The organism is Pseudomonas sp. RHF3.3-3 (genome assembly GCF_048069595.1).
GTDB classification, from domain to species: domain Bacteria; phylum Pseudomonadota; class Gammaproteobacteria; order Pseudomonadales; family Pseudomonadaceae; genus Aquipseudomonas; species Aquipseudomonas fuscovaginae_B.
Window position 1 is genome coordinate 1,568,790 of the sequence record NZ_CP182250.1, and the last position, 21,004, is coordinate 1,589,793.

Consider the following 21,004-nt stretch of genomic DNA (forward strand, 5'->3'; position numbering starts at 1 on the left):
GCCCGCTTGCGGGCTGTTGTTGTTTATACTGTTGCACTTTTTCATTCTGACCTGACGGAAACACCGATGAGCACCTTGCTGGCCCTGGACACCGCGACTGAAGCCTGCTCCGTCGCCTTGCTGCATGATGGCAAGGTGACGAGCCACTATGAGGTGATCCCGCGCCTGCATGCGCAGAAGCTGCTGCCGATGATCCGGCAACTGCTGGCGGATGCCGGGATCGGCCTGTCGGCGGTGGATGCGATCGCCTTTGGCCGTGGCCCGGGCGCCTTTACCGGAGTGCGGATCGCCATCGGTGTGGTTCAGGGCCTGGCCTTCGCCCTGGACCGGCCGGTGTTGCCGGTCTCCAACCTGGCGGTGCTGGCCCAGCGGGCACTGCGCGAGCATGGCGCCGGCCAGGTCGCCGCGGCCATCGATGCGCGGATGGATGAAGTGTATTGGGGCTGCTATCGCGAGGAGGCCGGGGAGATGCGCCTGGCCGGCGTCGAAGCGGTGCTGCCGCCGGAAGTCGCGGCGCTCCCGGAGGGGGCTGTTGGCGCCTGGTTCGGTGCGGGCACGGGCTGGGGCTATGGCGAGCGGATCAAGGTCGCGGTCAGCGGCCAGGATGCTGGCATGCTGCCTGACGCCCAGGACCTGCTGAGCCTGGCGCGCTTCGCCTGGGCGCGCGGCGAGGCCATCGTTGCCGACCAGGCACAGCCGGTCTACCTGCGTGACAAGGTCGCCACGCCCAAGGCGCGCTGAGGCCGGAGCAAATTTCCAAGCTACACTGAAGGTTAATCCGGGCGCTCGGGAGGTCGTGCGCAGTAGTCAAAAATGTGCCGTACGTCATGTTTTGCACACGCAGGCGGCGTTGTGTGAAAACCTTTTATTGGTTATGTGGTCTGGTTATCAATTGGACAATAGCCACGTACGGCAAGTACTGCTAAATTGCCATCATTGACTCCGAGCATGCCACAATGCGTATAGACGGCGTTTCATCACAGTCCTATTCCATCAAGCGCAAGCCCCGCAAGGGCGGCGTGGTGGTGGATGCCGATGAGGAACTGCTGGGCGGCGACAGTGACGATCTGTCCGAAGTCGCTGCCCGCGCCGAGGCTGCCGGTGAACGTCTGGCCAACCTGCCAGCGCGTCCGCAGGACATGATCTTTCCCCGTTCCATGAGCCGGAGCGTCGCCACGGCCCTGGCCAGCTATCTGACCACCGCCGGTTTCGTCGAGTGGGACATGGAAGTGTTGGGGCTCGACCTGCATATCTGATCTAATCGGTGGCATGACCGATTCAGTTCTTCCCTACTACCTTGGTTGTCCGTCCTGGAGTGAAAACGCCTGGCGCGAGTTCCTGTATCCGGAAAACGCCCGTCCGACGGACTTTCTCGATCTGTATTCCCAGGTCTTCAACGCCGTCGAAGGCAACACCACGTTCTATGCCCGGCCTTCGCCGGGCACGGTGGAGCGCTGGGCGCAGACCATGCCGGAGCACTTTCGCTTCACTGCCAAGTTTCCCCGCGATATCAGTCATGGCGGCGACCTGCGGGCCCAGGTGCCGGCGGCCGAGGAGTTCCTGCAACTGCTCAAGCCGCTGGGGGCGCGGGTATCGCCGTTGTGGCTGCAATTGCCGGCGAGTTTCGCCCCTCATCGGTTGAGCGAACTGGCCGGCTTCATCGACAGCCTGCAGCAGCCGCTGGCCGTCGAGGTCCGCCATCCCGAGTTCTTCGCCAAGGGCGATGCCGAGCGGATGCTCAACCGGTTGCTGCTGGACCGCGCAGTGGAGCGCATCTGCCTCGATCCGCGGGCACTGTTCAGTTGCACCTCGACCGAGCCTGCGGTGCTGCATGCCCAGTCCAAGAAGCCCAGGGTGCCGCCGCGGCCGGCGGCCTTCACCCCGTTCCCGCAGGTACGCTTCATCGGCCATCCGGAGTTGGTGGCGAACGAGCCCTTCATGACCCCCTGGGTCGAAAAGGTCGCTGTCTGGATCGAGGAGGGGCGAACGCCGTATATCTTCCTGCACACGGCTGACAATCTGCTGGCACCGAAACTGGCGCAGCGTTTTCACGAGCGCCTGAAGGAACGTTTGCCTGGCCTGCCAGCCCTGCCTGCGCTATACAGAGAGCCCGCCGCGGAGCAACTCGGCCTGCTCTGACGGCACTCGTCTCTTCTGCCAGGAGCTGGTCATATGGATGCGCAAAACCGTCGAGCCCAAGCCTTCAGGACCCTGCACGAGCGTGCCGGAGCCTTTGTGATCCCCAACCCCTGGGATGCCGGTTCGGCGAAGATGCTCGCCGCCCTGGGTTTCGAAGCCCTGGCCACCACCAGCGCCGGGCTGGCTTTTTCCCTGGGGCGTCCGGATGCGGAAGGTGCGGTCAGCCGCGCCGATGCCCTGGACAATGCCCATGTGATTGCCAAGGCCACGCCGCTGCCGGTGGCCGCAGACCTGGAAAACGGTTACGCCGACAGTCCCGAAGGGTGCGCCCAGACGATCCTGATGGCCGCTGAAGTGGGCCTGGTCGGTGGTTCGATCGAGGACGCCACGGGCAATCCCGAAGAACCGATCTACCCCTTCAATCAGGCGGTCGAGCGGATCGAGGCGGCGGTAGCGGCGGCGCGCAGCCTGCCATTTGACTTCACCCTGACGGCCCGGGCGGAAAACTTTCTGGTCGGGCGTCGGGACCTGGATGACACCATCCGCCGTCTGCAGGCCTTTGCCGAGGCGGGCGCCGATGTCCTGTATGCCCCGGCCTTGAGCACGGCCGAGGAGATTCGCGCGATCGTCAAGGCGGTGGCGCCCAAGCCGGTGAACGTCTTGATGTCCGGTGGCGTGTCGTTGTCGGTGGCTGATTTGAGTGCGCTGGGGGTCAAGCGCATCAGCGTCGGTTCGGCGCTGGCGCGTGCGGCGTACGGGGCGTTTTACCAGGCTGCACAGGAGATCCTTGAGCAGGGCAGCTTCGGTTTCGCCGAGCAGGCGATCCCGTTCGGCAGGATCAATCAGATGTTCAAGGGCTGAGGCCGGTGCCGGCGGCTCAGGCCGCCAGACGCAGGTTGTGCGCCACCAGCGGGCGTGCCCAGTTCAGGTCGTAGTCCAGGTCCTGCTGCTGCTTGACCAGGGTTTGCTCGTCGTACGGCAGCGCCGGTTTCTCCAGCAGGTCCAGCTCGAACTCGGCGATCGGCAGGTGCAGCGGACGCTTCTGTGGTGCCGGGCCCGGCTCGGGCTGTGGTTGGCCGGCGGTGAGGACGAGCGGGCGAACCCACTCGCTCTCGAAATCCTGTTGCCGCTGCTGGGCGATGATTTCGTCATCCGGGTAGGGCGGTGCCGGTTTCTTCAGCAGATCGAGTTCGAACTCGGCGATCGGCAGGAACAGCGGCTCTGGTGGCCGGACCGGATTGTCGGTGACATTGCAGTGCAGTTGCTCGACGATCTGCGCCAGGGTCTCGGCGCCGGCGGTCGGTTCGACCGGGCCATCGGCCGGCAGTTCGGCCACCGCCTGCCTTGGTGCATCCCCTACCTGTTCAGCCAGCGCACGGGCGAAGAAATCCTGCCATAGGTGGCTGACGCCACTCAGTGCCTGGGAGTTTCGCAGGCCGTAATCGCCGACGGGCGATAGATAACCTATGGATGTGCGCTGAATGTCTGACATGGTTCTCGGTCGTGACCCAAGCTCTGGCAAAATGCCGGATAATTCTGTTATCGGCCGTTTTCGCCGATCATTAAATTTTTGAGCGTGTTTTTCATGAGTGAGCAGCAGACGGCCGTGCGGATCCGAGTCGAAGCCTTGACCGCAGGGCTTGAACACCAGGCCCAGGCCTGGGCCCAGCGTCTGGAACTGCCATTGCAGGAACCCGAGGCGGAGTTCGCCCTGCAGGTCGGCGGGCAGGGTTTGCAGTTGCAGCAACTGGGGCCGGATGCACCGGGGCCGGTTCGGGTGGATTTCGTGGAGGGCGGGGCGGCGCACCGGCGCCTGTACGGTGGTGGTAGCGGGCAGATGATCGCCAAGGCGGTCGGTATCCAGCAGGGCGTGCGCCCACGGGTGCTGGACGCCACGGCCGGGCTGGGCAAGGACGCGTTCGTTCTGGCGAGCCTGGGCTGCGACATGAGCCTGGTCGAGCGCCAGCCGCTGATCGGTGCCCTGCTGGAGGATGGCCTGGCCCGTGCCCTGGAGGATCCGGAGGTGGCGCCGATCGTGTCCCGCATGCGTCTGCTCAAGGGCAACTCGATCGACGTGATGCGCCACTGGGAGGGCGAGCCGCCGCAGGTCATCTACCTGGACCCGATGTTTCCCCACCGTGAGAAAACCGCCCTGGTGAAGAAGGAAATGCGTCTGTTCCGGCCGTTGGTGGGCGATGACCCGGACGCCCCCGCGCTGCTGGAGGCCGCCCTGGCCCTGGCGACCCACCGGGTGGTGGTCAAGCGCCCGCGCAAGGCACCGTGCATCGACGGGCCCAAGCCCAGTCACGGCCTGGAGGGCAAGTCGAGCCGCTACGATATCTACCCGAAGAAAGCGCTCAAGCCCTGAAGGCCTCTTCGCGGGCAAGCCCGTTTCCACAGTGGATCATGTCATTGCCGTGGGGCGGCTCGCCCGCGAAAGGAACCGGCTCAGGGCCGATAGGCCCGCATGAACAAGCCCACCACCTCGCGCACATGGGCTTCGCTGTCCTCGGCATTCAATGGCTCGCCGCAGCCATACAGCACGCGGAAGTTCGCCGCGCCCTTGAGCAGGCAGAAAAAGTGCTCGGCGGCGCGGTGCGGCTTGTCGATGACCAGGACCCCGCTCTGATGGATTCTGCTGAGCAGTCGCTCCATTTCGCTCAGCATCCGCTGTGGGCCGGCCTCGAAGAAAATCTGCGACAGCCTGGGATCCTGGCTGCCCAACGCGATGATCAGGCGATGCAGGTTCACCGACTCGTCGCTGTTGATCAGCTGATTGAAGCCACGGGCGATATTGAGCAGCACCGATTCGACCGGGACGCCCTCGGGCAGGGCGAACAGCAGTTCGGGTAGCTGCGCCTCGCACTTGGCCACCACCGCGGCCGAGAACAGGGTCTCCTTGTCAGTGAAGTGGCTGTAGACCGTCAGCTTCGAAACACCTGCCGCTGCTGCCACCGCATCCATGCTGGTGCTGGCGTATCCATTGCTCAGGAACAGATCTTTCGCGGCTTCAAGAATGGCCTGGCGTTTTGCCAGGTCCTTGGGGCGACCCGGGCCGCTGGGCACAGAAAGATTGTCGGACATTTTTCACTTTAATACTGGACTGGTCAGTTTGGTATAAATACCATACTGGTCAGTATAATTATTTCAAGCACTCTTTAGCGAAGGGTCTCCACCATGTTCCGCTATGTCCTGCCCCTTGTGTTACCCGCCAGTCTAGCGTTTTTCCTCGTGGGCTGTGATCGCGAAGAGGCGGTTCAGGTTACCGTGCGTCCCGCCATGGTGGTTCAGCCGCAGTTGTCGGCTCAGGCCATGGACAGTTATCCCGGTGAGGTGCGCGCCCGCTTCGAACCCGAACTGGCGTTTCGTATCGCTGGCAAGGTGGCCCGGCGCCTGGTCGAGGAGGGGCAGCGGGTCAAGGCCAACCAGCCATTGGCGGAGCTCGATCCGCAGGATGTGCGCCTGCAACTGGAGGCCACCCGGGCCCAGGTGGCGGCTGCCGAGGCGAACCTGAACCTGGTGCGCTCCGAGCGCGACCGCTACAAGACCCTGCTGGAGCGGCAGATGGTCAGCCGCTCGCAATACGACAATGCGGAAAATGCCTACCGTGCCGGTGAGGCCCGGCTGAAGCAGATCCGGGCGGAATTCGATGTCTCCAGCAACCAGGCCGGCTATGCGGTGCTGCGGGCTCCTCAGGATGGCGTGATCGCCAGGCGCCAGGTCGAGGTCGGCCAGGTGGTGGCCGCCGGCCAGACGGTCTTCACCCTGGCCGCCGACGGCGAGCGCGAGGTGCTGATCAGTTTCCCGGAACAGGCCTTTGGCCGCTTCAAGGTCGGTCAGGAGGTGGCCGTCGAACTCTGGTCCCAGCCGGACCAGCGCTTCAACGGGCATATCCGCGAGCTGTCGCCGGCGGCTGATCCGAAATCCCGGACCTTCGCCGCGCGCATCGCCTTCAGTTCCGGAAAGATCCCTGCCGAGCTGGGGCAGAGTGCCCGGGTCTTCGTCCAGAATGCCGGTGCCGTGCCGCTGTCGGTGCCGTTATCGGCACTCACGGCCGAAAACGGCGCCGCCTATGTCTGGAAAGTCCAGCCGGACAACACCCTCAAGCGCACCCCGGTGCGGGTTGGCGCCTTCGGCGAGAAGAGCGTGCCGGTGCTCGAAGGCCTCAGTGCCAGCGACTGGGTGGTGGCGGCCGGGGTGCACGTGCTGCACGAAGGGGAACAGGTGCGTCCGGTGGACCGCTCCAACCGCGTCGTCAACCTGGCGGCCAAGGAGTAGTCCCCGATGGGTTTCAATCTTTCCGAATGGGCATTGCGCAACCGCCAGATCGTCCTGTTCCTGATGCTGCTGCTGGCGATGGTCGGGGCCATGTCCTACACCAGGCTTGGCCAGAGCGAAGATCCGCCGTTCACCTTCAAGGCCATGGTGATCCAGACCAACTGGCCAGGCGCCACGGCCCAGGAAGTTTCGCGGCAGGTCACCGAACGCATTGAAAAGAAACTGATGGAGACCGGCGAATACGAGCGGATCATGTCGTTCTCCCGGCCAGGCGAGTCCCAGGTGACCTTCATGGCCCGCGACTCGCTGCACTCGGCGCAGATCCCCGAGCTCTGGTACCAGTTGCGCAAGAAGATCGGCGACATCCGCCAGACCCTGCCGCCGGATATACAGGGGCCGTTCTTCAACGACGAGTTCGGTACCACTTTTGGCAATATCTATGCGCTGACCGGCGACGGTTTCGACTACGCGGTGCTCAAGGACTACGCCGACCGCATCCAGATCCAGCTGCAGCGGGTCAAGGATGTGGGCAAGGTCGACCTGCTGGGGCTGCAGGACGAAAAGGTCTGGATCGAACTGTCGAACGTCAAGCTGGCCACTCTCGGGGTACCGATGGCGGCAGTCCAGCAGGCGCTGCAGGAGCAGAACACGGTTTCCACCTCGGGTTTCTTCGAAACACCAACGGAGCGGGTGCAACTGCGCGTCAGTGGCAACTTCAAGAGCGTCGACGAGATTCGCAACCTGCCGATCCGGGTCGGCGACCGGACCCTGCGTATCGGCGATTTCGCCGAGGTCCGCCGCGGCTTCAGCGATCCGCCCGCCCCGCGCATGCGTTTCATGGGTGAAGATGCCATTGGCCTGGCCGTGGCGATGAACGACGGTGGCGACATTCTGGTGCTGGGCAAGGCGCTGCAAGCCGAATTCGCCCGTATCCAGAAAAGCTTGCCGGCGGGCATGCACCTGAGCAAGGTTTCCGACCAGCCGGCGGCGGTCAAGACCGGCGTCGGCGAGTTCGTCCAGGTGCTGGTGGAAGCCCTGGCGATCGTGCTGCTGGTGAGTTTCTTCTCCCTCGGCGTGCGTACCGGGATGGTGGTGGCGCTGGCGATTCCGCTGGTGCTGGCGATGACCTTCGCCACCATGTACTACCTGGGCATCGGCCTGCACAAGATTTCCCTCGGCGCCCTGGTGCTGGCGCTCGGCCTTTTGGTCGACGACGCGATCATTGCCGTGGAAATGATGGCGATCAAGATGGAGCAGGGCTTCGACCGGCTCAAGGCGGCGAGCTACGCCTGGACCAGCACGGCGTTCCCGATGCTGACCGGTACGCTGATCACCGCCGCCGGTTTCCTGCCGATCGCCACCGCGCAGTCGGGGACTGGCGAGTACACCCGCTCGATCTTCCAGGTGGTGACCATCGCCCTGCTGGCGTCGTGGATCGCCGCCGTGATGTTCGTGCCCTATCTGGGAGAGAAGCTGCTGCCGGACCTGGCGAAGATCCACGCTGCCAAGCATGGCGCCGATCAGCCGGACCCTTATGCCACGCCGTTCTACCAGCGGGTGCGGCGCCTGGTGGAGTGGTGCGTGCGGCGGCGCAAGACGGTGATCGTATTGACCGTTCTGGCCTTTGTGGCTTCGGTGGCACTGTTCCGCTTCGTGCCGCAGCAATTCTTCCCGGCTTCCGGGCGACTGGAGCTGATGGTCGACCTCAAGCTGGCCGAGGGCGCGTCGCTGAGCAACACCGCCGAGCAGGTCAAGCGCCTGGAGAGTCTGCTCAAGGGGCATGACGGCATCGACAACTACGTGGCCTATGTCGGTACCGGTTCGCCGCGCTTCTACCTGCCGCTCGACCAGCAACTGCCGGCGGCCAGCTTTGCCCAGTTCGTGGTGCTGGCCAAGACCATCGAGGACCGGGAAAAACTGCGGACCTGGCTGATCGATACGCTCAACGAGCAGTTCCCCGACCTGCGTGCGCGGGTCACGCGCCTGGAGAACGGTCCGCCCGTGGGCTACCCGGTCCAGTTCCGTGTCACCGGCGAGCACATCGAGGTGGTTCGGGCCCTGGCCCGCAAGGTGGCGGCCAAGGTGCGCGAGAACCCCCATGTGGTCAACGTGCACCTGGATTGGGAAGAACCGAGCAAGGTGGTCTACCTGAATGTCGATCAGGACCGTGCCCGGGCCCTGGGGGTGAGTACGGCGAACCTGTCGCGCTTCCTGCGCAGCTCACTGACCGGTTCGACCGTCAGCCAGTACCGCGAGGACAACGAGCTGATCGAGATCCTGCTGCGTGGCACCGTGCACGAGCGCAGCGAGCTGTCGGCACTGTCGAGCCTGGCGGTGCCCACCGACAACGGCACCAGTGTGGCGCTGTCGCAGATCGCGACGCTGGAGTACGGTTTCGAGGAAGGCGTCATCTGGCACCGCAACCGCCTGCCGAACGTGACGGTCCGCGCCGATATCTATGGCCAGGAGCAACCGGTGACCCTGGTCAAGCAGATCATGCCGACCCTGGATTCGATCCGGGCCGAGCTGCCGGACGGTTATCTGCTGGACGTGGGCGGTACCGTGGAGGACTCCGAGCGCGGCCAGGCGTCTGTGAACGCCGGCGTCCCCTTGTTCATCGTGGTGGTGCTGACCCTGTTGATGCTGCAATTGCGCAGCTTCTCGCGGGTGGCGATGGTGTTCCTCACCGCGCCGCTGGGACTGATCGGCGTGACGCTGTTCCTGCTGGTGTTCCGCCAGCCGTTCGGTTTCGTGGCGATGCTCGGCACCATTGCCCTGTCCGGGATGATCATGCGCAACTCGGTGATTCTGGTGGACCAGATCGAACAGGATATCCGGGCCGGCATGTCACAGTGGCAGGCGATCATCGAGGCGACGGTACGGCGCTTCCGGCCGATCGTGCTGACCGCGCTGGCGGCGGTGCTGGCGATGATTCCACTGTCGCGCAGCGTGTTCTACGGACCGATGGCGGTGGCGATCATGGGTGGGTTGATCGTGGCGACGGCCCTGACCCTGTTGTTCCTGCCGGCGCTGTATGCCGGCTGGTTCCGGGTGAAGAAGACCGCCGCCGGGGGATGAGGTCAGTCGGGAGCCAGCGCGCTGGCTCCCGCTGCTGCATCACAGCGCGCCAAACACCTTCTTCGCCAGGCTGGTAGCCGCTTCAGCCGGGTTGGCCCGGATACCTTCCTCTTTCTGGGCGATCAGCTTGAACAGACCGTCCAGCGCCTTTTCGGTCACGTAGCTTTCAATGTTGGCACTCTTGGCGTCGATCACGCCGAGGGTCGCCGCCTGCCCGGCGAACGAGTTGTACTGCTGGGCCAGGCCGACCTGGTCGGTGGCCTGCTTGACGATCGGCAGGAACTTGGCGCGGATCTGCTCGCGGCTGGTCTTGTCCAGGTACTGGGTGGCCGAGTCCTTGCCGCCGCTGAGAATGCTCTTGGCGTCATTCACGGTCATCTTCTTCACCGCATCCACCAGCAGCGCCTGGGCCTGGGGCATGGCTGCCTCGGCCGCCTTGTTCATGCTGGTTTCCAGCTGGTCGACCTGGGCACCCATGCCGAACTGCTTCATCTTGCTGGCGACCTTGCCCAGCTTGCCCGGCAGTTCGATCTTCACTTCAGGGTTGTTGCTGAAGCCACCCGGCTTGCCGAGCGTCGTGACGGCGGCGACGGCCCCCTGGGCCAGGGCGTCCTTGAGCCCGCCCGAGGCTTCGCCCTGGGACAGGCTGCCCAGGGACAGGGCCAGCGCGTTGGCGGAGATCAGCAGGCCGGCGCAGAGGCTGGCCAGACGTAGGGAAGGACGGAGCATGGAAAGCTTCCTTATGCGAAAAGAGAAAATGACCGGGCGGAGTCGGCACGCTTCGGCGAAGGCTGTGGAAACAGGCCGCTCGAACGGGCGCCGGGCTGTCCGCTGGTGATAACAGTAGCTGGCCGGCGAGTTCGATGCGAGCGCTGATCGAAGACATTGCCGGGCTTCAGGCCCTGAGGGTCAGGTTCTGTGGCTTTTCCTTCTGCAATACGACGGTCCGGGGAATGGGTTTCATGGTGAACTTGCGCCGGCTGCCGAAGCTGCCCTGGGTTTCGTAGAGCTGGCCGGGCTTGACCCGGCTGGGGTCATAACGCAGGTAGCGGGGGATCGCGCCCTTGAGCAGGGTGATCTCCTCGCAGAGGATGTAAGGCGGCAGGCCGGAGTCGTTGAGGGCGACCAGTTTCAGGTTGGCCAGGGTGTTCTCGTCCGTGCCGATCAGCGGCACCAGCGCCGCGCTCAGGTACAGGTAGCCAGGTGGGCTCAGGTGAAAGCTCGCCTCCTGGTTGTCCTTGCGCCATCTGAAGTTGTAGCGGATGTCGGCCAGCAGCGAGGCGCCATCGACGCTCATGTCGAACTCGATCTCTATCCTGCTGTTGTAGCGCAGGTCCTGGGGCAGTTCGAACACGAAGCGCCAGGGGCTGCGTGATGGCAGGTCGGCGCTGCTCCAGGTGCCGAGGATGGCATGGGTATCGCGGTTGCGTAGGGTGATCCGGGTTTGCGCCCGGGCCGGAATGGCATAGTCCGGCGGAAAGTGGAAAACAGCTGTGACGAGGTTTTTCGCAGTCATCTCGATATCCTTATCGAACGCGTCAAAGGCAACGCAGGGTCCAGTCTATACGAGTGTTTGCCGGGGAAATTCGGCGATGAAATATCGTTGTTGCTTTGCCGAATTGTCTGTCGTTGGGTTGCCGGTTATCTGATGTAGATCGGCTGATTGGCCCTGTGCCTGTCGCCTTGCAGGGCTGCCTGCAGCCGAGTGTTGCCAGCTGTGGGCAAGAGCGTGTTTTTACAGTTCTTGTCGGAATAGCCCGACATTTACTGATCCTTGTTGCTACGACAGAAAAGGACATGGGGTTATCGCTGGCGTTGCGGCGGGTGCGATACATGTATTGCGCTTGAGAACCGTGGAGTGAACCCATGTCATCCAGACGATACCTGTGCGACGCGCAAATCAGCCAGGCCATGCAGATTGCCGATCTTTCCGAGTTCGAGGTACCTGTGCATGCGGTGGGGCTGATTGCCCAGTGTGTGCTCGGCGGGCTTGAGGCACAGGGTTGGCCGGCTCCCCGGGTTATCCGCGGACCGCGGATCGTCACCGCCGAGCAGAACTACGCCCTGCTTGGCTATGCGCCTGACGAAGTCACTCTCGGCAGCGACCACACCCGCTGGATCAGCGAATCACAATTGTTGCGAACCCAGACGACCAGTCTGATTCCTCCCGCACTGGTCGAGGCAGCAAGGGCGCGAAAGCCGGGGGAAACCATGCTGCTCGCTGCCCCCGGTATTACGTTCAGGCGCGACACGCGCGACCGTCTCCATTGTGCGCAACCGCACCAGATGGACATTTGGGTCATGGGTGATCCACCGCTGTCCTGCCGGGAGTCGCTGCTGAAGCTGGTCGGCGATGTTCTGAAGGCCGCGCTGCCCGATCATGCCTGGACGTGTCAGGACAGCCCTCACCACTACACCGAGGGGGGGATCGAGATCAATGTCGTCTCGGCGCAGCAGTCGGTGGAGGTGCTTGAGTGTGGTTGTATCGCCCGCTCCCTGCTCGAAAGACTCGGGCTCGATCCGCTTCAGCATGGAGGCCTGGCCATGGGCATGGGGTTGGATCGTCTGGCGATGTTGCGCAAGGGAATTCCCGATATCCGCCTGCTCAGGGACCCTCTGCCCCGTATCCAGGCACAAATGAATAGCCTCGATCCCTGGGTGCCGGTCTCTCGTCTGCCTTCGGTCACTCGCGATATCTCGCTGGCCGTGACGCCGGGACAGAGCGAGGAGGAACTGACCGAGTCGATGTTGCAGGCCGCCGGTGTGCGTAGTGGCTGGATTGAAGAGATGCGCCTGCTGGGGCGCTGGAGCCATGGGCAATTGCCACCGCAGGCACTGGATCGTCTGGGCATGCTCGAAGGGCAGGAAAACGTGCTCTTGAGAATCGTCCTGAGAGACTGTGCCAGATCCATTACGGCCCAGGAGGCCAATCAACTCTATAACGATATCCAGCATGCCATGCACGAGGGAAAGGCGGGGGGTGGATATCGCAACGGCTGAGTTGCGCACAGCCTTTGCGCGATGAACCCCAGGTTGGCTGGCCTGGGGTTGTCGGTGAGGATCAGGCGGCGTCGGGACTGATGTCGCTCTTCTGCTCCGGGCCGGTGTCGTGCAATGTCACCTGGCGGATCGAAAGGCGTATTTCCGCCGGCAGTACCCGCTTGGCCGCACCCTCGGCCAGCTCGCCGAGCAGTTCGTGGTAACTGAGCTTGCCGGCTTCGTCGCGGCGCAGAACGTCGAGGTCGAGCAGAGTCTGGATGAAGTGGCGGAACAGGCTCTTGTCGAAGAACTCCGGGGCATTGAGACCGTGCAGGATCGACAGGCGCTGGGCCATGATCGTGCACAGGTCCTCCAGTTCCTCGGCGCTGATACTGTGCTGGCCGCTGTTGAGCAGCAGCGAGATTGCCATGTAGAAGCGTTGCAGGGTCTGGGCGATGCTTCTCGACAACAGGGTCAGCAGCACGAAATGCCGTGAACTCGGCGCCGGGCGCAGGTAGACCGCATTCTCGAAACGCAGCAGTCCCTGCTCGACGAAGGCCTCAAGCCATTGATCGACCACCGCGTCGAGTTCGTCCAGCGACCAGCGGATGAACAGCTCCGACTGCAGGTACGGGTACAGCGCCCGGGTGTAGCGCAGCAACTGCTCGCGGCTCATGCGTGATGAGCTCTGGAAGAAGCTCGCCAGCAATGCCGGCAGGGCGAAGATGTGCAGGACGTTGTTGCGGTAGTAGGTCATCAGTACCGCGTTCTGTTCGTCCAGGTAAAGGATCTTGCCCAGCGCATCGTTCTGTTCGGCGAGCAGGTCCATGTCCTTGACGTGCTGGATCAGCGCCCGGCCATCTCCCTCGGGCAGGGTGGTGTGCGGCGAGTAGGGGACGCGGCGCAGCAGCGCCAGGTAGAGGTCGAGCACCCGGGCCAGGGCACGGTCGTCCAGGGCCAGGCGGCTGGTGGAGAGCAGGGCCAGGGCCACCAGGTTCACCGGGTTGATCGCCGCCGCTTCGTTGAGGTTGCGCGCCACGCGCTCGCCCAGGCGGTTGGTGGTCGCGCTCAGCCAGTCCGGCCTGAATTGCGGGCCGAGTTCCTCGGCGCGCCAGCCCGGCTGTTCCTGGTCGAGGAAGTCGGCCAGCTTGATCGGCTCGCCGAAGTTGACCGCGACCTGGCCGAAGCGCTGCTTGAGCGCACCGATGACCTTGAAGATGTCGAAGATCGACTCCTTCTTCTTGCTGGCGCCGCGCAGTTCGCCGAGGTAGGTCCGGCCTTCCAGCACCCGTTCATAGCCGATATAGACCGGGACGAAGACGATCGGCATCCGCGAGGAACGCAGGAAACTGCGCAGGGTAATGGCCAGCATGCCGGTCTTGGGCCGTAGCATGCGTCCGGTACGCGAGCGGCCGCCCTCGACGAAGTACTCCACCGGAAAACCCTTGGTGAACAGCGTATGCAGGTATTCGTTGAAGACCGAGGTGTAGAGCGGGTTGCCCTTGAAGGTGCGGCGCATGAAGAACGCCCCGCCACGGCGCAGCAGGCCGCCGATCAGCGGCATGTTGAGGTTGATCCCGGCGGCGATGTGCGGCGGGGTCAGTCCGTTGCGGAACAGCAGGTAGGACAGCAGCAGGTAGTCGATATGGCTGCGATGGCAGGGCACGTAGATCACCTCGTGCCCCTGGGCCACGGATTGCACGTTTTCGATATGGTTGACGCGGATACCGTCGTAGATCTTGTTCCAGAACCAGCTCAGCACCACTTCGAGGAAGCGGATCGCCGTGTAGGTGTAGTCCGAGGCGATTTCGTTGCCGTAGCGCAGTGCCTGGGCCTTGGCCTTTTCCGCCGGGATGTTTTCGCGCTGGGCGTGTTCGAGGATCGCCTGGCGTACCTGCGGCTCGTTGACCAGGCCCTTGACCAGGTTGCGCCGGTGCGACAGGTCGGGACCGATGACCGCGGTTTTCAGGTTGCGCAAGTGTACCCGCAGAATGCGCTGGGCCATGCGCACGGTGCGCTCGTGGCCCTTGTTGTGTTCCACCAGTTCGCGCAGATGGATCGGCGCGGAGAACTGCACGCGGGTCTTGCGGCCGAGAATCAGGATGCTCAGCAGGCGGCGCAGGCGACCTGTGACCGCCCAACTGTCGGCGAACAGCAGTTTCCACGGGCTCGATTCGCTGTCCGGCGATTGGCCCCAGAACACGCTGACCGGGATGACCAGGGCGTCCTCGACAGGATTCTGGCTCAGGGCATCGACCAGGCGGGTCAGGGTTGGCGGCGCCCCGCGCTTGTCATGACGGCCGAGCCAGTCGGGCTCCGGAGTCAGGTAGAAAAACGCCGCCGGCTCCAGCAGCGGGCCGACCGACACCGGTAGCACCGGGCGTGGCAGACCGGCCCGGGTGCATTCGTGGTCGACCACCGCCAGGTCGCTCAGCGACGGCGATTGCAGAACGTAGAACACCGGGCGGCTGCGGTCGAGGTTGAGGGTCAGGGACGACTGGTTGATCGTCTCCGAGCGCACCCACAGGTACAGGAGGCGGCGCAGGGTGCCAAACACTAGACGGCGGAACGGCGAACGGGTCATACGATTTCTGCTTCAGATGGAATGAACCGAGCGTTTGCTCGGGCGGGGAGTAGTGTGCCGTATCTGGCGAAAATCGGCAAAAACGCAACGAAGTAATATTGATTGAGAGTTTTTCGTGCTGTCTTATACTCCGGTATTCGCCCTCAGCGGTATGACCCCCGAGCGTCATCCGAAGTTCTGGCGATCAGGCTTGGAGAACCCTGCGAGCGGGGTTCACTCGATAATAAAAAAGGAGTACGGATTCATGGCAACTCGCGAGACAGGCAGTGTGAAGTGGTTCAACGATGCCAAGGGCTATGGCTTCATCCAGCGTGAAGGTGGGGCGGATGTGTTCGTGCACTATCGCGCGATTCGTGGCCAGGGCCACCGCTCGCTGACCGAGGGACAGCAGGTCGAGTACGCGGTGGTGGAAGGCCAGAAGGGCCTGCAGGCCGAGGACGTGGTGGGCTTGTAACCCTCACGCCATCCTGTGGGAGCCGGACCGCCGGCTCCCACAAGCACTCGCGTCGTGCATCAATCCTGCGAACGACGTTCCCCCTCAGGCTGTGCGCCAGTTGATCTCTTCTTCGCCGTCGGCGCTGACACGAATCCAGCGGTCGGCACTTTCCTCGCCTTCCTCCTCGACCCAACTTCCCGGCGCGCAACGCACCTCCACCTGCAGCGCGGCAAAAGCGGCGCGGGCACAGGCGATGTCGTCGTCCCACGGCGTCTGGTCGCTTTCCAGGTACAGGCTGTTCCACTTGCCCACGGCTTTGGGCAGCCAGGTCACCGGTACGCCGCCGGCCTTGCATTTCCAGGTCTGGCCCTTCTGCGTCCACTCGCTGCACGGACCGAGCGCTTCGCCCAGCCAGGCGGTAATCGCCTTGTGGTCGACGTCGGCGTCTTTCAGGTAAATCTCGATATCAGGCTGGCGCATGGATGTCCTCGCTGCGGCTGCTGAAAAATCCATTCGCGGATTCTGGCGCTCGCCAACCGGGGTTGGCGAGTTGGGTCATGGGGATCATTGCAGAACGAAGTAATCGTAGCGCATCGACACGCTGACCTCGAACGGTTCGGCCTGCTCGATCACCCGGGCGCGGCGTTCGGCGCTGGCGCGCCAGCCGTGCGGGGTCATGGCCAGCAGGTTGGCACGGTCGGCGGGCCGTTCCAGGCGCAGCTTGAAGTCGAGGACTTCGCTGTGCTGCAGCGCCATGCCTTCCGGCACCAGGGCCAGGTGCTTGTCGTCGGTGTACTCGCGGACTTCGTCATAGAGCTGTTCGCGCAGTTCCATCAGGTGGCCGCTGGTCGGGCCGACCTTCATCAGGCCGCCACCGGGACTGAGCAGGCGTTTGGCTTCCTGCCAGTCCAGCGGGCTGAAGACACTGGCGAGAAACTGGCAACTGGCGTCCGGCAGTGGAATGCGTGCCATGCTGGCGATCAACCAGGTCAGTTGCGGATTGCGCCGGCAGGCCCGCTTCACCGCTTCGCGGGAGATGTCCAGGGCATAGCCGTCGGCCGTCGGCAGTGCCTCGGCGATCTGCGCGGTGTAGTAGCCTTCGCCACAGCCGATATCGACCCAGCGTTGCGGGGCCCGTTCGGCGGCCAGTTCGGCCAGGCGGCGGGCCACCGGCGCGTAGTGGCCGGCGTTGAGGAAATCACGCCGGGCCTCGACCATGGCCTGGTTGTCGCCGGGATCGCGGCTGTTCTTGTGCTGCACCGGCAGCAGGTTCAGGTAACCCTGGCGGGCCCGGTCGAAACGATGCCCGGCCGGGCAGGCCACGCCATTGTCGACCGCGCCCAGCGGTGCACTGCAAAGAGGGCAGGTGAGCATCAGGCGAGCAACTTGATCAGGGTCTGGTAGTAGATTTCGGTCAGCACATCGAGGTCGCTGGCCAAGACCCGCTCGTTGACCTGGTGAATGGTCGCGTTGACCGGGCCGAGTTCCACCACCTGGCTGCCGAGAGTGGCGATGAAGCGTCCGTCGGAGGTGCCGCCGCTGGTCGAGGCCTTGGTTTCGCGCCCGGTGATCTCGCGGATGCTGGAGGAGACCGCGTCGAGCAGCGCGCCCGGCTCGGTCAGGAACGGCAGGCCGGACAATGCCCAGTCCACGTGCCAGTCCAGCTGGTGTTTGTCGAGGATCGCCGCGACCCGTTGCTGCAGGCCCTCGACGGTCGACTCGGTGGAGAAGCGGAAGTTGAACAGCGCCACCAGTTCGCCGGGGATCACGTTGGTCGCGCCGGTGCCGGAATTGACGTTGGAGATCTGGAAGCTGGTCGGCGGGAAGAAGGCATTGCCGTCGTCCCAGTGCTCGGCCGCCAGCTCGGCGAGAGCGGGCGCGGCCAGGTGGATCGGGTTCTGCGCCAGGTGCGGATAGGCCACGTGGCCCTGCACGCCGCGGATGGTCAGCTTGGCGCCGAGGGAGCCGCGACGGCCGTTCTTCACCACGTCGCCGACCAGCGAGGTGCTCGACGGTTCGCCGACGATGCACCAGTCCAGGCGCTCGTTGCGCGCGGCCAGGCGCTCGACCACGGCCTTGGTGCCGTGATGGGCCGGGCCCTCTTCATCGCTGGTGATCAGGAAGGCCACCGAGCCCTTGTGGTCCGGGTAGTCCGCGACAAAACGCTCGGCCGCGACGACCATCGCCGCGAGGCTGCCCTTCATGTCGGCGGCGCCACGCCCGCAGAGCATGCCGTGCTCGTCGATCAGCGCATCGAACGGATCGTTCTGCCAGGCCTGTACCGGGCCGGTCGGGACCACGTCGGTGTGGCCGGCGAAGCACAGCACCGGGCCGTCGTGGCGACCGTGGGTGGCCCAGAAGTTGTCCACGTCCTCGATGCGCATCGGTTCCAGCTGGAAACCGGCATCGCCCAGGCGCTGCATCATCAGTTTCTGGCAGTCGGCGTCGACCGGTGTCACCGATGGGCGGCGGATCAGATCACAGGCAAGTTGCAGGGTCGGCGAAAGCTCGGCGTGGGCCGTCATGGGAAACTCCGAAAACATGAAAGACGGGCTCGGTCTGCTGTGGGAGCGGGCTTGACCGCGAAGGAGGCACAAGCGCGCCGCAAGCTTCGCGGGCAAGCCCGCTCCCACACAAGTCCGCTGCCACAGTATTTGGGTTTGGCCGTGGAGTCGTGCTCGACCAGGGCGCAGAAAATGGCGGATATCTTAAAGCAAAACGGCGACCATAGGCCGCCGTTTAGAGGATCGCATCGACTTTATGCCGCCGGCACCTGCTCAGGCTCTTCGGCCGGTTTCGGCAGCGAGGAAACGAAGGCCATGAACAGCGCGGCCACGTACGGCAGCGACTGCACCAGCAGCATGGCGACCCAGAAGCGCATGTCGTTGCTCGGCATGCCCTGCACCAGGTAGATCCCCAGGGCTGCGCCCCACAACAGCAGCATGATGAACAGCTCTTCACGGGCTTCCGAGATCGCCACCCAGAAACCGTGCTTGTCGGCGTTCTTCGGCGTGCGGAAAAACGGAATGCTGCTGGTGAAGAAACCGTACAGCACCGCCTTGGCGATGGTGTGCGACAACGCCAGGCCGGCCAGCGCGGCGGCGAAGGCGTCCTTCATGTTGACGCCGACCGCGCGCCGGTACAGGAACAGGATCTTGCCCACCTTGAAGGCGAACAGCGCCAGGGGCGGGATCGCGAAGATCATCAGCGGCGGGTCGACCCGTTGCGGCACGATGATCATCGCCGACGACCAGAGCAGCGCGCCCACGGTGAAGAAGATGTTCATGCCGTCGGCGATCCACGGCAGCCAGCCGGCGAGGAAGTGGTAGCGCTGGCCGCGGGTCAGTTCGGTGTCGCGGCCGCGCAGCAGGCTCGCGGTGTGCCGCTTGATGATCTGGATCGCGCCATAGGCCCAGCGGAAACGCTGCTTCTTGAAGTCGATGAAGGTATCGGGCATCAACCCCTTGCCGTAGCTGTGGTGGTGATAGGCAGCCGACAGGCCTTTTTCGAACACCCGCAGGCCCAGTTCGGCGTCTTCGCAGATACACCAGTCGGCCCAGCCCAGTTCTTCCAGGACCGAACGACGGGTCATGGTCATGGTGCCGTGCTGGATGATCGCGTCACGATCGTTGCGAGTGACCATGCCGATGTGGAAGAAACCCTTGTACTCGGAGTAGCAGAGCTTCTTGAAGGTGCTCTCGTTCTGGTCGCGGTAGTCCTGCGGCGACTGCACGATGGCGATCTTCGGATCGGCGAAGTGCGGCACCATGTGCTTGAGCCAGTTGCGGTCGACGCAGTAGTCCGAGTCGATCACCGCGATGACCTCGGCATCCTTGGCGGTATGCGGAATCAGGTAGTTCAGCGCACCGCCCTTGAAACCGGCCAGGGGCGCGACGTGGAAGAAACGGAAGCGCGGGCCGAGGGTCTCGCAGTAGGCCTGCACCGGCTCCCAGACCGCAGGGTCCTTGGTGTTGTTGTCGATGATCAGGACTTCGTAGTCCGGATAGTCGAGGGCGGCCAGGGCGTCGAGGGTCTGTTTGACCATCTCCGGCGGCTCGTTGTAGCACGGCACGTGGATCGAGACTTTCGGGCGGTAGTCCGACTCACCCTCGACCGGCAGGAATTCCCGGCGGCGCTTGTGGGTCCACACCGCTTCGGCCAGTTCGTGGGCCTCGGTCAGCAGCACGATGAACACCCCCAGCGCACCGAGGGCGAGCAGGAAGCCCACGGTCAGGCTGAACCAGGTGCTGTATTGCTGGCTGTAGTCGTAGCCGATCCACACCAGTACCGAACCGCAAAGGAAGGCGATGAAGGTCAGGAAGGTGCGGCCGCGCTGGCGCAGTGCCGAGCCGTCGATCAGCAGGACCGCCAGGGACAGCATCGCCAGCACCACCGAGCCGATGGCCAGGACCCGCCACTGCGGAATGGCCACCACTGGCCCTTCGAAGTTGAATTTCTGCTGGCGCGCGGCGTTGTACACGCCCCAGTAGGCGCCCACCGAGCCTTCGTCACTGGCTTTCCAGGGCTGGTCGAAGGCTTCGATGACGAAGTAGTTGAAGCCCTGGCGGTTGAGCTTGTTCACCAGCGTACGCAGGTAGATCGCCTGGTCGGCCTGGGTCGCATCGGCGCCACCGCGCATGCGGCCGTTGCTCGGCCAGCCGACTTCCGACAGCAGCAGCGGCTTTTTCGGGAACATGCGTTTGAGTTCGCGGGCGCGGTCGAGTACGTACTGGCCGGATTTCTCCATCGGGATGAATTCCCAGTACGGCAGGATGTGCGCGGCGATCAGGTCGACGTGCCTGGCCAGTTCCGGGTTGTGTTCCCAGATGTGCCACTGTTCGGAAGTGGTCACCGGCACCTTCACCGCAGCGCGTACGCGATCGAGCAGCACACCGAGTTCCTTGGCGGTGATTTCCTTGCGGAAGATCGCCTCGTTACCCACCACCACGCGAACCACGCTGCGCGAGGTGTTGGCCAGCTCGATGGCCCGGGCGATTTCCCGCTCGTTGCGCTCCTGGTCCGGGCTGATCCAGATGCCCAGGGTCACCCGCAGGCCGAATTCCTCGGCCAGCTTGGGGATGTCCTGCAGCGTGCCGTCGACCGAGTAGATCCGGATGTTGTCGGTCAGCTTGCTGATGATCTCCAGGTCACGACGCATTTCATCGTCGGTCGGGTACTGGTCCTTCTGGGGGAACTGACCCTGCTGGAACGGAGAGTAGGAGAAGCCGGAGATGTGTTCCGGCCAGTTGGGGGCCGAGACCGGACGGTTGATCAACGCCCAGAAACCGGTGAACAGCGCGGCGATTGCCAGCACCACCACCAGGTTGAGTCCAAATTTACGCGATGACATAGAGATTTCGGGTTCCGAAGTAGAACGTTGAACTGCGCGGCGCGCATCCTACACGTGGGATTCGTGCTGGAACACCGCCGAGCTTAGGCAATGGCCTTTGGTTTAAGTTCTTTCCTGAGTCTTTGTAGCTGGTTTCTTGTGAAGATGTTGTCATTTTCGC

At 63.9% G+C, this 21,004-nt stretch carries 18 protein-coding genes; 9 read left to right on the plus strand and 9 right to left on the minus strand.

Annotated features, from left to right (window positions below; genetic code table 11):
* Positions 1-66: 66 nt before the first annotated feature.
* The 4 genes from tsaB to ACMGT0_RS07090 all read left to right on the plus strand — a co-directional run bounded on the left by tsaB (position 67) and on the right by ACMGT0_RS07090 (position 3,000).
* A complete protein-coding gene (tsaB, locus tag ACMGT0_RS07075) occupies positions 67-741 on the plus strand; it encodes a tRNA (adenosine(37)-N6)-threonylcarbamoyltransferase complex dimerization subunit type 1 TsaB (RefSeq protein ID WP_054061850.1) in 675 nt (224 codons plus the stop codon).
* A gap of 215 nt (positions 742-956) precedes the next feature.
* A complete protein-coding gene (locus tag ACMGT0_RS07080; RefSeq protein WP_054058480.1) occupies positions 957-1,256 on the plus strand; it encodes a hypothetical protein in 300 nt (99 codons plus the stop codon).
* Positions 1,257-1,269: 13 nt separating this feature from the next.
* Positions 1,270-2,139 (plus strand): DUF72 domain-containing protein, encoded by an 870-nt coding sequence (locus tag ACMGT0_RS07085; RefSeq protein ID WP_416771987.1) that lies wholly within the window; start codon positions 1,270-1,272, stop codon positions 2,137-2,139.
* A 33-nt stretch (positions 2,140-2,172) separates the two neighbouring features.
* A complete protein-coding gene (locus ACMGT0_RS07090; protein WP_054058478.1) occupies positions 2,173-3,000 on the plus strand; it encodes an isocitrate lyase/PEP mutase family protein in 828 nt (275 codons plus the stop codon).
* Between the two features lie 16 nt (positions 3,001-3,016).
* Here ACMGT0_RS07090 and ACMGT0_RS07095 read toward each other — a convergent pair whose 3' ends face one another.
* The gene (locus tag ACMGT0_RS07095; protein ID WP_054058477.1) at positions 3,017-3,631 is read right to left on the minus strand and encodes a hypothetical protein; all 615 of its coding nucleotides are present in this window, start codon (positions 3,629-3,631) and stop codon (positions 3,017-3,019) included.
* A gap of 93 nt (positions 3,632-3,724) precedes the next feature.
* Here ACMGT0_RS07095 and ACMGT0_RS07100 point away from each other — a divergent pair, with 93 nt between their 5' ends.
* A complete protein-coding gene (locus tag ACMGT0_RS07100) occupies positions 3,725-4,507 on the plus strand; it encodes a class I SAM-dependent methyltransferase (RefSeq protein WP_054058476.1) in 783 nt (260 codons plus the stop codon).
* A gap of 80 nt (positions 4,508-4,587) precedes the next feature.
* Here the strand turns inward: ACMGT0_RS07100 and ACMGT0_RS07105 are convergent, their stop codons facing one another.
* Positions 4,588-5,223: a TetR/AcrR family transcriptional regulator gene (locus ACMGT0_RS07105; RefSeq protein ID WP_054061848.1), complete on the minus strand. Its 636-nt coding sequence runs from the start codon at positions 5,221-5,223 to the stop codon at positions 4,588-4,590.
* Between the two features lie 93 nt (positions 5,224-5,316).
* On the opposite strand from ACMGT0_RS07105, the gene ACMGT0_RS07110 reads away from it, so the two are divergent.
* Both ACMGT0_RS07110 and ACMGT0_RS07115 read left to right on the plus strand, forming a co-directional pair.
* Complete coding sequence (locus tag ACMGT0_RS07110; RefSeq protein ID WP_054058474.1) at positions 5,317-6,417, plus strand: efflux RND transporter periplasmic adaptor subunit; 1,101 nt, start codon at positions 5,317-5,319, stop codon at positions 6,415-6,417.
* Between the two features lie 6 nt (positions 6,418-6,423).
* Positions 6,424-9,495 carry an efflux RND transporter permease subunit gene (locus ACMGT0_RS07115; RefSeq protein ID WP_054061847.1) on the plus strand — a complete coding sequence of 1,024 codons (3,072 nt, stop codon included), beginning with the start codon at positions 6,424-6,426 and terminating at the stop codon, positions 9,493-9,495.
* A gap of 39 nt (positions 9,496-9,534) precedes the next feature.
* On the opposite strand, the gene ACMGT0_RS07120 is transcribed toward ACMGT0_RS07115, so the two are convergent.
* Both ACMGT0_RS07120 and ACMGT0_RS07125 read right to left on the minus strand, forming a co-directional pair.
* Positions 9,535-10,224, minus strand: a complete 690-nt coding sequence (locus ACMGT0_RS07120; RefSeq protein WP_054058472.1) for a DUF4197 domain-containing protein — start codon at positions 10,222-10,224, stop codon at positions 9,535-9,537.
* A 166-nt stretch (positions 10,225-10,390) separates the two neighbouring features.
* Entirely contained in the window at positions 10,391-11,011 is a 621-nt protein-coding gene (locus ACMGT0_RS07125) for a hypothetical protein (protein WP_054058471.1), read from the minus strand.
* A gap of 350 nt (positions 11,012-11,361) precedes the next feature.
* Here ACMGT0_RS07125 and ACMGT0_RS07130 point away from each other — a divergent pair, with 350 nt between their 5' ends.
* Positions 11,362-12,495 carry a hypothetical protein gene (locus ACMGT0_RS07130; protein WP_416771991.1) on the plus strand — a complete coding sequence of 378 codons (1,134 nt, stop codon included), beginning with the start codon at positions 11,362-11,364 and terminating at the stop codon, positions 12,493-12,495.
* Positions 12,496-12,556: 61 nt separating this feature from the next.
* Here ACMGT0_RS07130 and plsB read toward each other — a convergent pair whose 3' ends face one another.
* Positions 12,557-15,058 (minus strand): glycerol-3-phosphate 1-O-acyltransferase PlsB, encoded by a 2,502-nt coding sequence (gene plsB / locus ACMGT0_RS07135; RefSeq protein WP_416771993.1) that lies wholly within the window; start codon positions 15,056-15,058, stop codon positions 12,557-12,559.
* A gap of 244 nt (positions 15,059-15,302) precedes the next feature.
* Between plsB and ACMGT0_RS07140 the strand changes: the two genes are divergently transcribed.
* The gene (locus ACMGT0_RS07140; protein ID WP_054058468.1) at positions 15,303-15,512 is read left to right on the plus strand and encodes a cold shock domain-containing protein; all 210 of its coding nucleotides are present in this window, start codon (positions 15,303-15,305) and stop codon (positions 15,510-15,512) included.
* A gap of 84 nt (positions 15,513-15,596) precedes the next feature.
* Here ACMGT0_RS07140 and ACMGT0_RS07145 read toward each other — a convergent pair whose 3' ends face one another.
* From ACMGT0_RS07145 to ACMGT0_RS07160, 4 genes are all read right to left on the minus strand, one after another.
* Positions 15,597-15,974 carry a hypothetical protein gene (locus tag ACMGT0_RS07145; protein ID WP_416771995.1) on the minus strand — a complete coding sequence of 126 codons (378 nt, stop codon included), beginning with the start codon at positions 15,972-15,974 and terminating at the stop codon, positions 15,597-15,599.
* A gap of 84 nt (positions 15,975-16,058) precedes the next feature.
* On the minus strand, positions 16,059-16,868 hold the full coding sequence (locus ACMGT0_RS07150; protein WP_054058466.1) for a putative RNA methyltransferase: 810 nt from the start codon (positions 16,866-16,868) through the stop codon (positions 16,059-16,061).
* Positions 16,868-18,019, minus strand: coding sequence for a succinyl-diaminopimelate desuccinylase (gene dapE, locus ACMGT0_RS07155; RefSeq protein WP_054061844.1), 1,152 nt, complete (start codon positions 18,017-18,019; stop codon positions 16,868-16,870). Before dapE ends, ACMGT0_RS07150 begins: the two co-directional genes overlap by 1 nt.
* A gap of 233 nt (positions 18,020-18,252) precedes the next feature.
* Complete coding sequence (locus tag ACMGT0_RS07160) at positions 18,253-20,844, minus strand: glycosyltransferase (protein WP_054058464.1); 2,592 nt, start codon at positions 20,842-20,844, stop codon at positions 18,253-18,255.
* Between the last annotated feature and the right edge of the window lie 160 nt (positions 20,845-21,004).

What these genes read in the sequence shown, in the direction of transcription:
- tsaB (WP_054061850.1), top strand. Translation starts at nt 67, where the DNA reads ATGAGCACCTTGCTGGCCCTGGACACCGCGACTGAAGCCTGCTCCGTC.
- ACMGT0_RS07080 (WP_054058480.1), top strand. Translation starts at nt 957, where the DNA reads ATGCGTATAGACGGCGTTTCATCACAGTCCTATTCCATCAAGCGCAAG.
- ACMGT0_RS07085 (WP_416771987.1), top strand. Translation starts at nt 1,270, where the DNA reads ATGACCGATTCAGTTCTTCCCTACTACCTTGGTTGTCCGTCCTGGAGT.
- ACMGT0_RS07090 (WP_054058478.1), top strand. Translation starts at nt 2,173, where the DNA reads ATGGATGCGCAAAACCGTCGAGCCCAAGCCTTCAGGACCCTGCACGAG.
- ACMGT0_RS07095 (WP_054058477.1), bottom strand. Translation starts at nt 3,631, where the DNA reads ATGTCAGACATTCAGCGCACATCCATAGGTTATCTATCGCCCGTCGGC.
- ACMGT0_RS07100 (WP_054058476.1), top strand. Translation starts at nt 3,725, where the DNA reads ATGAGTGAGCAGCAGACGGCCGTGCGGATCCGAGTCGAAGCCTTGACC.
- ACMGT0_RS07105 (WP_054061848.1), bottom strand. Translation starts at nt 5,223, where the DNA reads ATGTCCGACAATCTTTCTGTGCCCAGCGGCCCGGGTCGCCCCAAGGAC.
- ACMGT0_RS07110 (WP_054058474.1), top strand. Translation starts at nt 5,317, where the DNA reads ATGTTCCGCTATGTCCTGCCCCTTGTGTTACCCGCCAGTCTAGCGTTT.
- ACMGT0_RS07115 (WP_054061847.1), top strand. Translation starts at nt 6,424, where the DNA reads ATGGGTTTCAATCTTTCCGAATGGGCATTGCGCAACCGCCAGATCGTC.
- ACMGT0_RS07120 (WP_054058472.1), bottom strand. Translation starts at nt 10,224, where the DNA reads ATGCTCCGTCCTTCCCTACGTCTGGCCAGCCTCTGCGCCGGCCTGCTG.
- ACMGT0_RS07125 (WP_054058471.1), bottom strand. Translation starts at nt 11,011, where the DNA reads ATGACTGCGAAAAACCTCGTCACAGCTGTTTTCCACTTTCCGCCGGAC.
- ACMGT0_RS07130 (WP_416771991.1), top strand. Translation starts at nt 11,362, where the DNA reads ATGTCATCCAGACGATACCTGTGCGACGCGCAAATCAGCCAGGCCATG.
- plsB (WP_416771993.1), bottom strand. Translation starts at nt 15,058, where the DNA reads ATGACCCGTTCGCCGTTCCGCCGTCTAGTGTTTGGCACCCTGCGCCGC.
- ACMGT0_RS07140 (WP_054058468.1), top strand. Translation starts at nt 15,303, where the DNA reads ATGGCAACTCGCGAGACAGGCAGTGTGAAGTGGTTCAACGATGCCAAG.
- ACMGT0_RS07145 (WP_416771995.1), bottom strand. Translation starts at nt 15,974, where the DNA reads ATGCGCCAGCCTGATATCGAGATTTACCTGAAAGACGCCGACGTCGAC.
- ACMGT0_RS07150 (WP_054058466.1), bottom strand. Translation starts at nt 16,868, where the DNA reads ATGCTCACCTGCCCTCTTTGCAGTGCACCGCTGGGCGCGGTCGACAAT.
- dapE (WP_054061844.1), bottom strand. Translation starts at nt 18,019, where the DNA reads ATGACGGCCCACGCCGAGCTTTCGCCGACCCTGCAACTTGCCTGTGAT.
- ACMGT0_RS07160 (WP_054058464.1), bottom strand. Translation starts at nt 20,844, where the DNA reads ATGTCATCGCGTAAATTTGGACTCAACCTGGTGGTGGTGCTGGCAATC.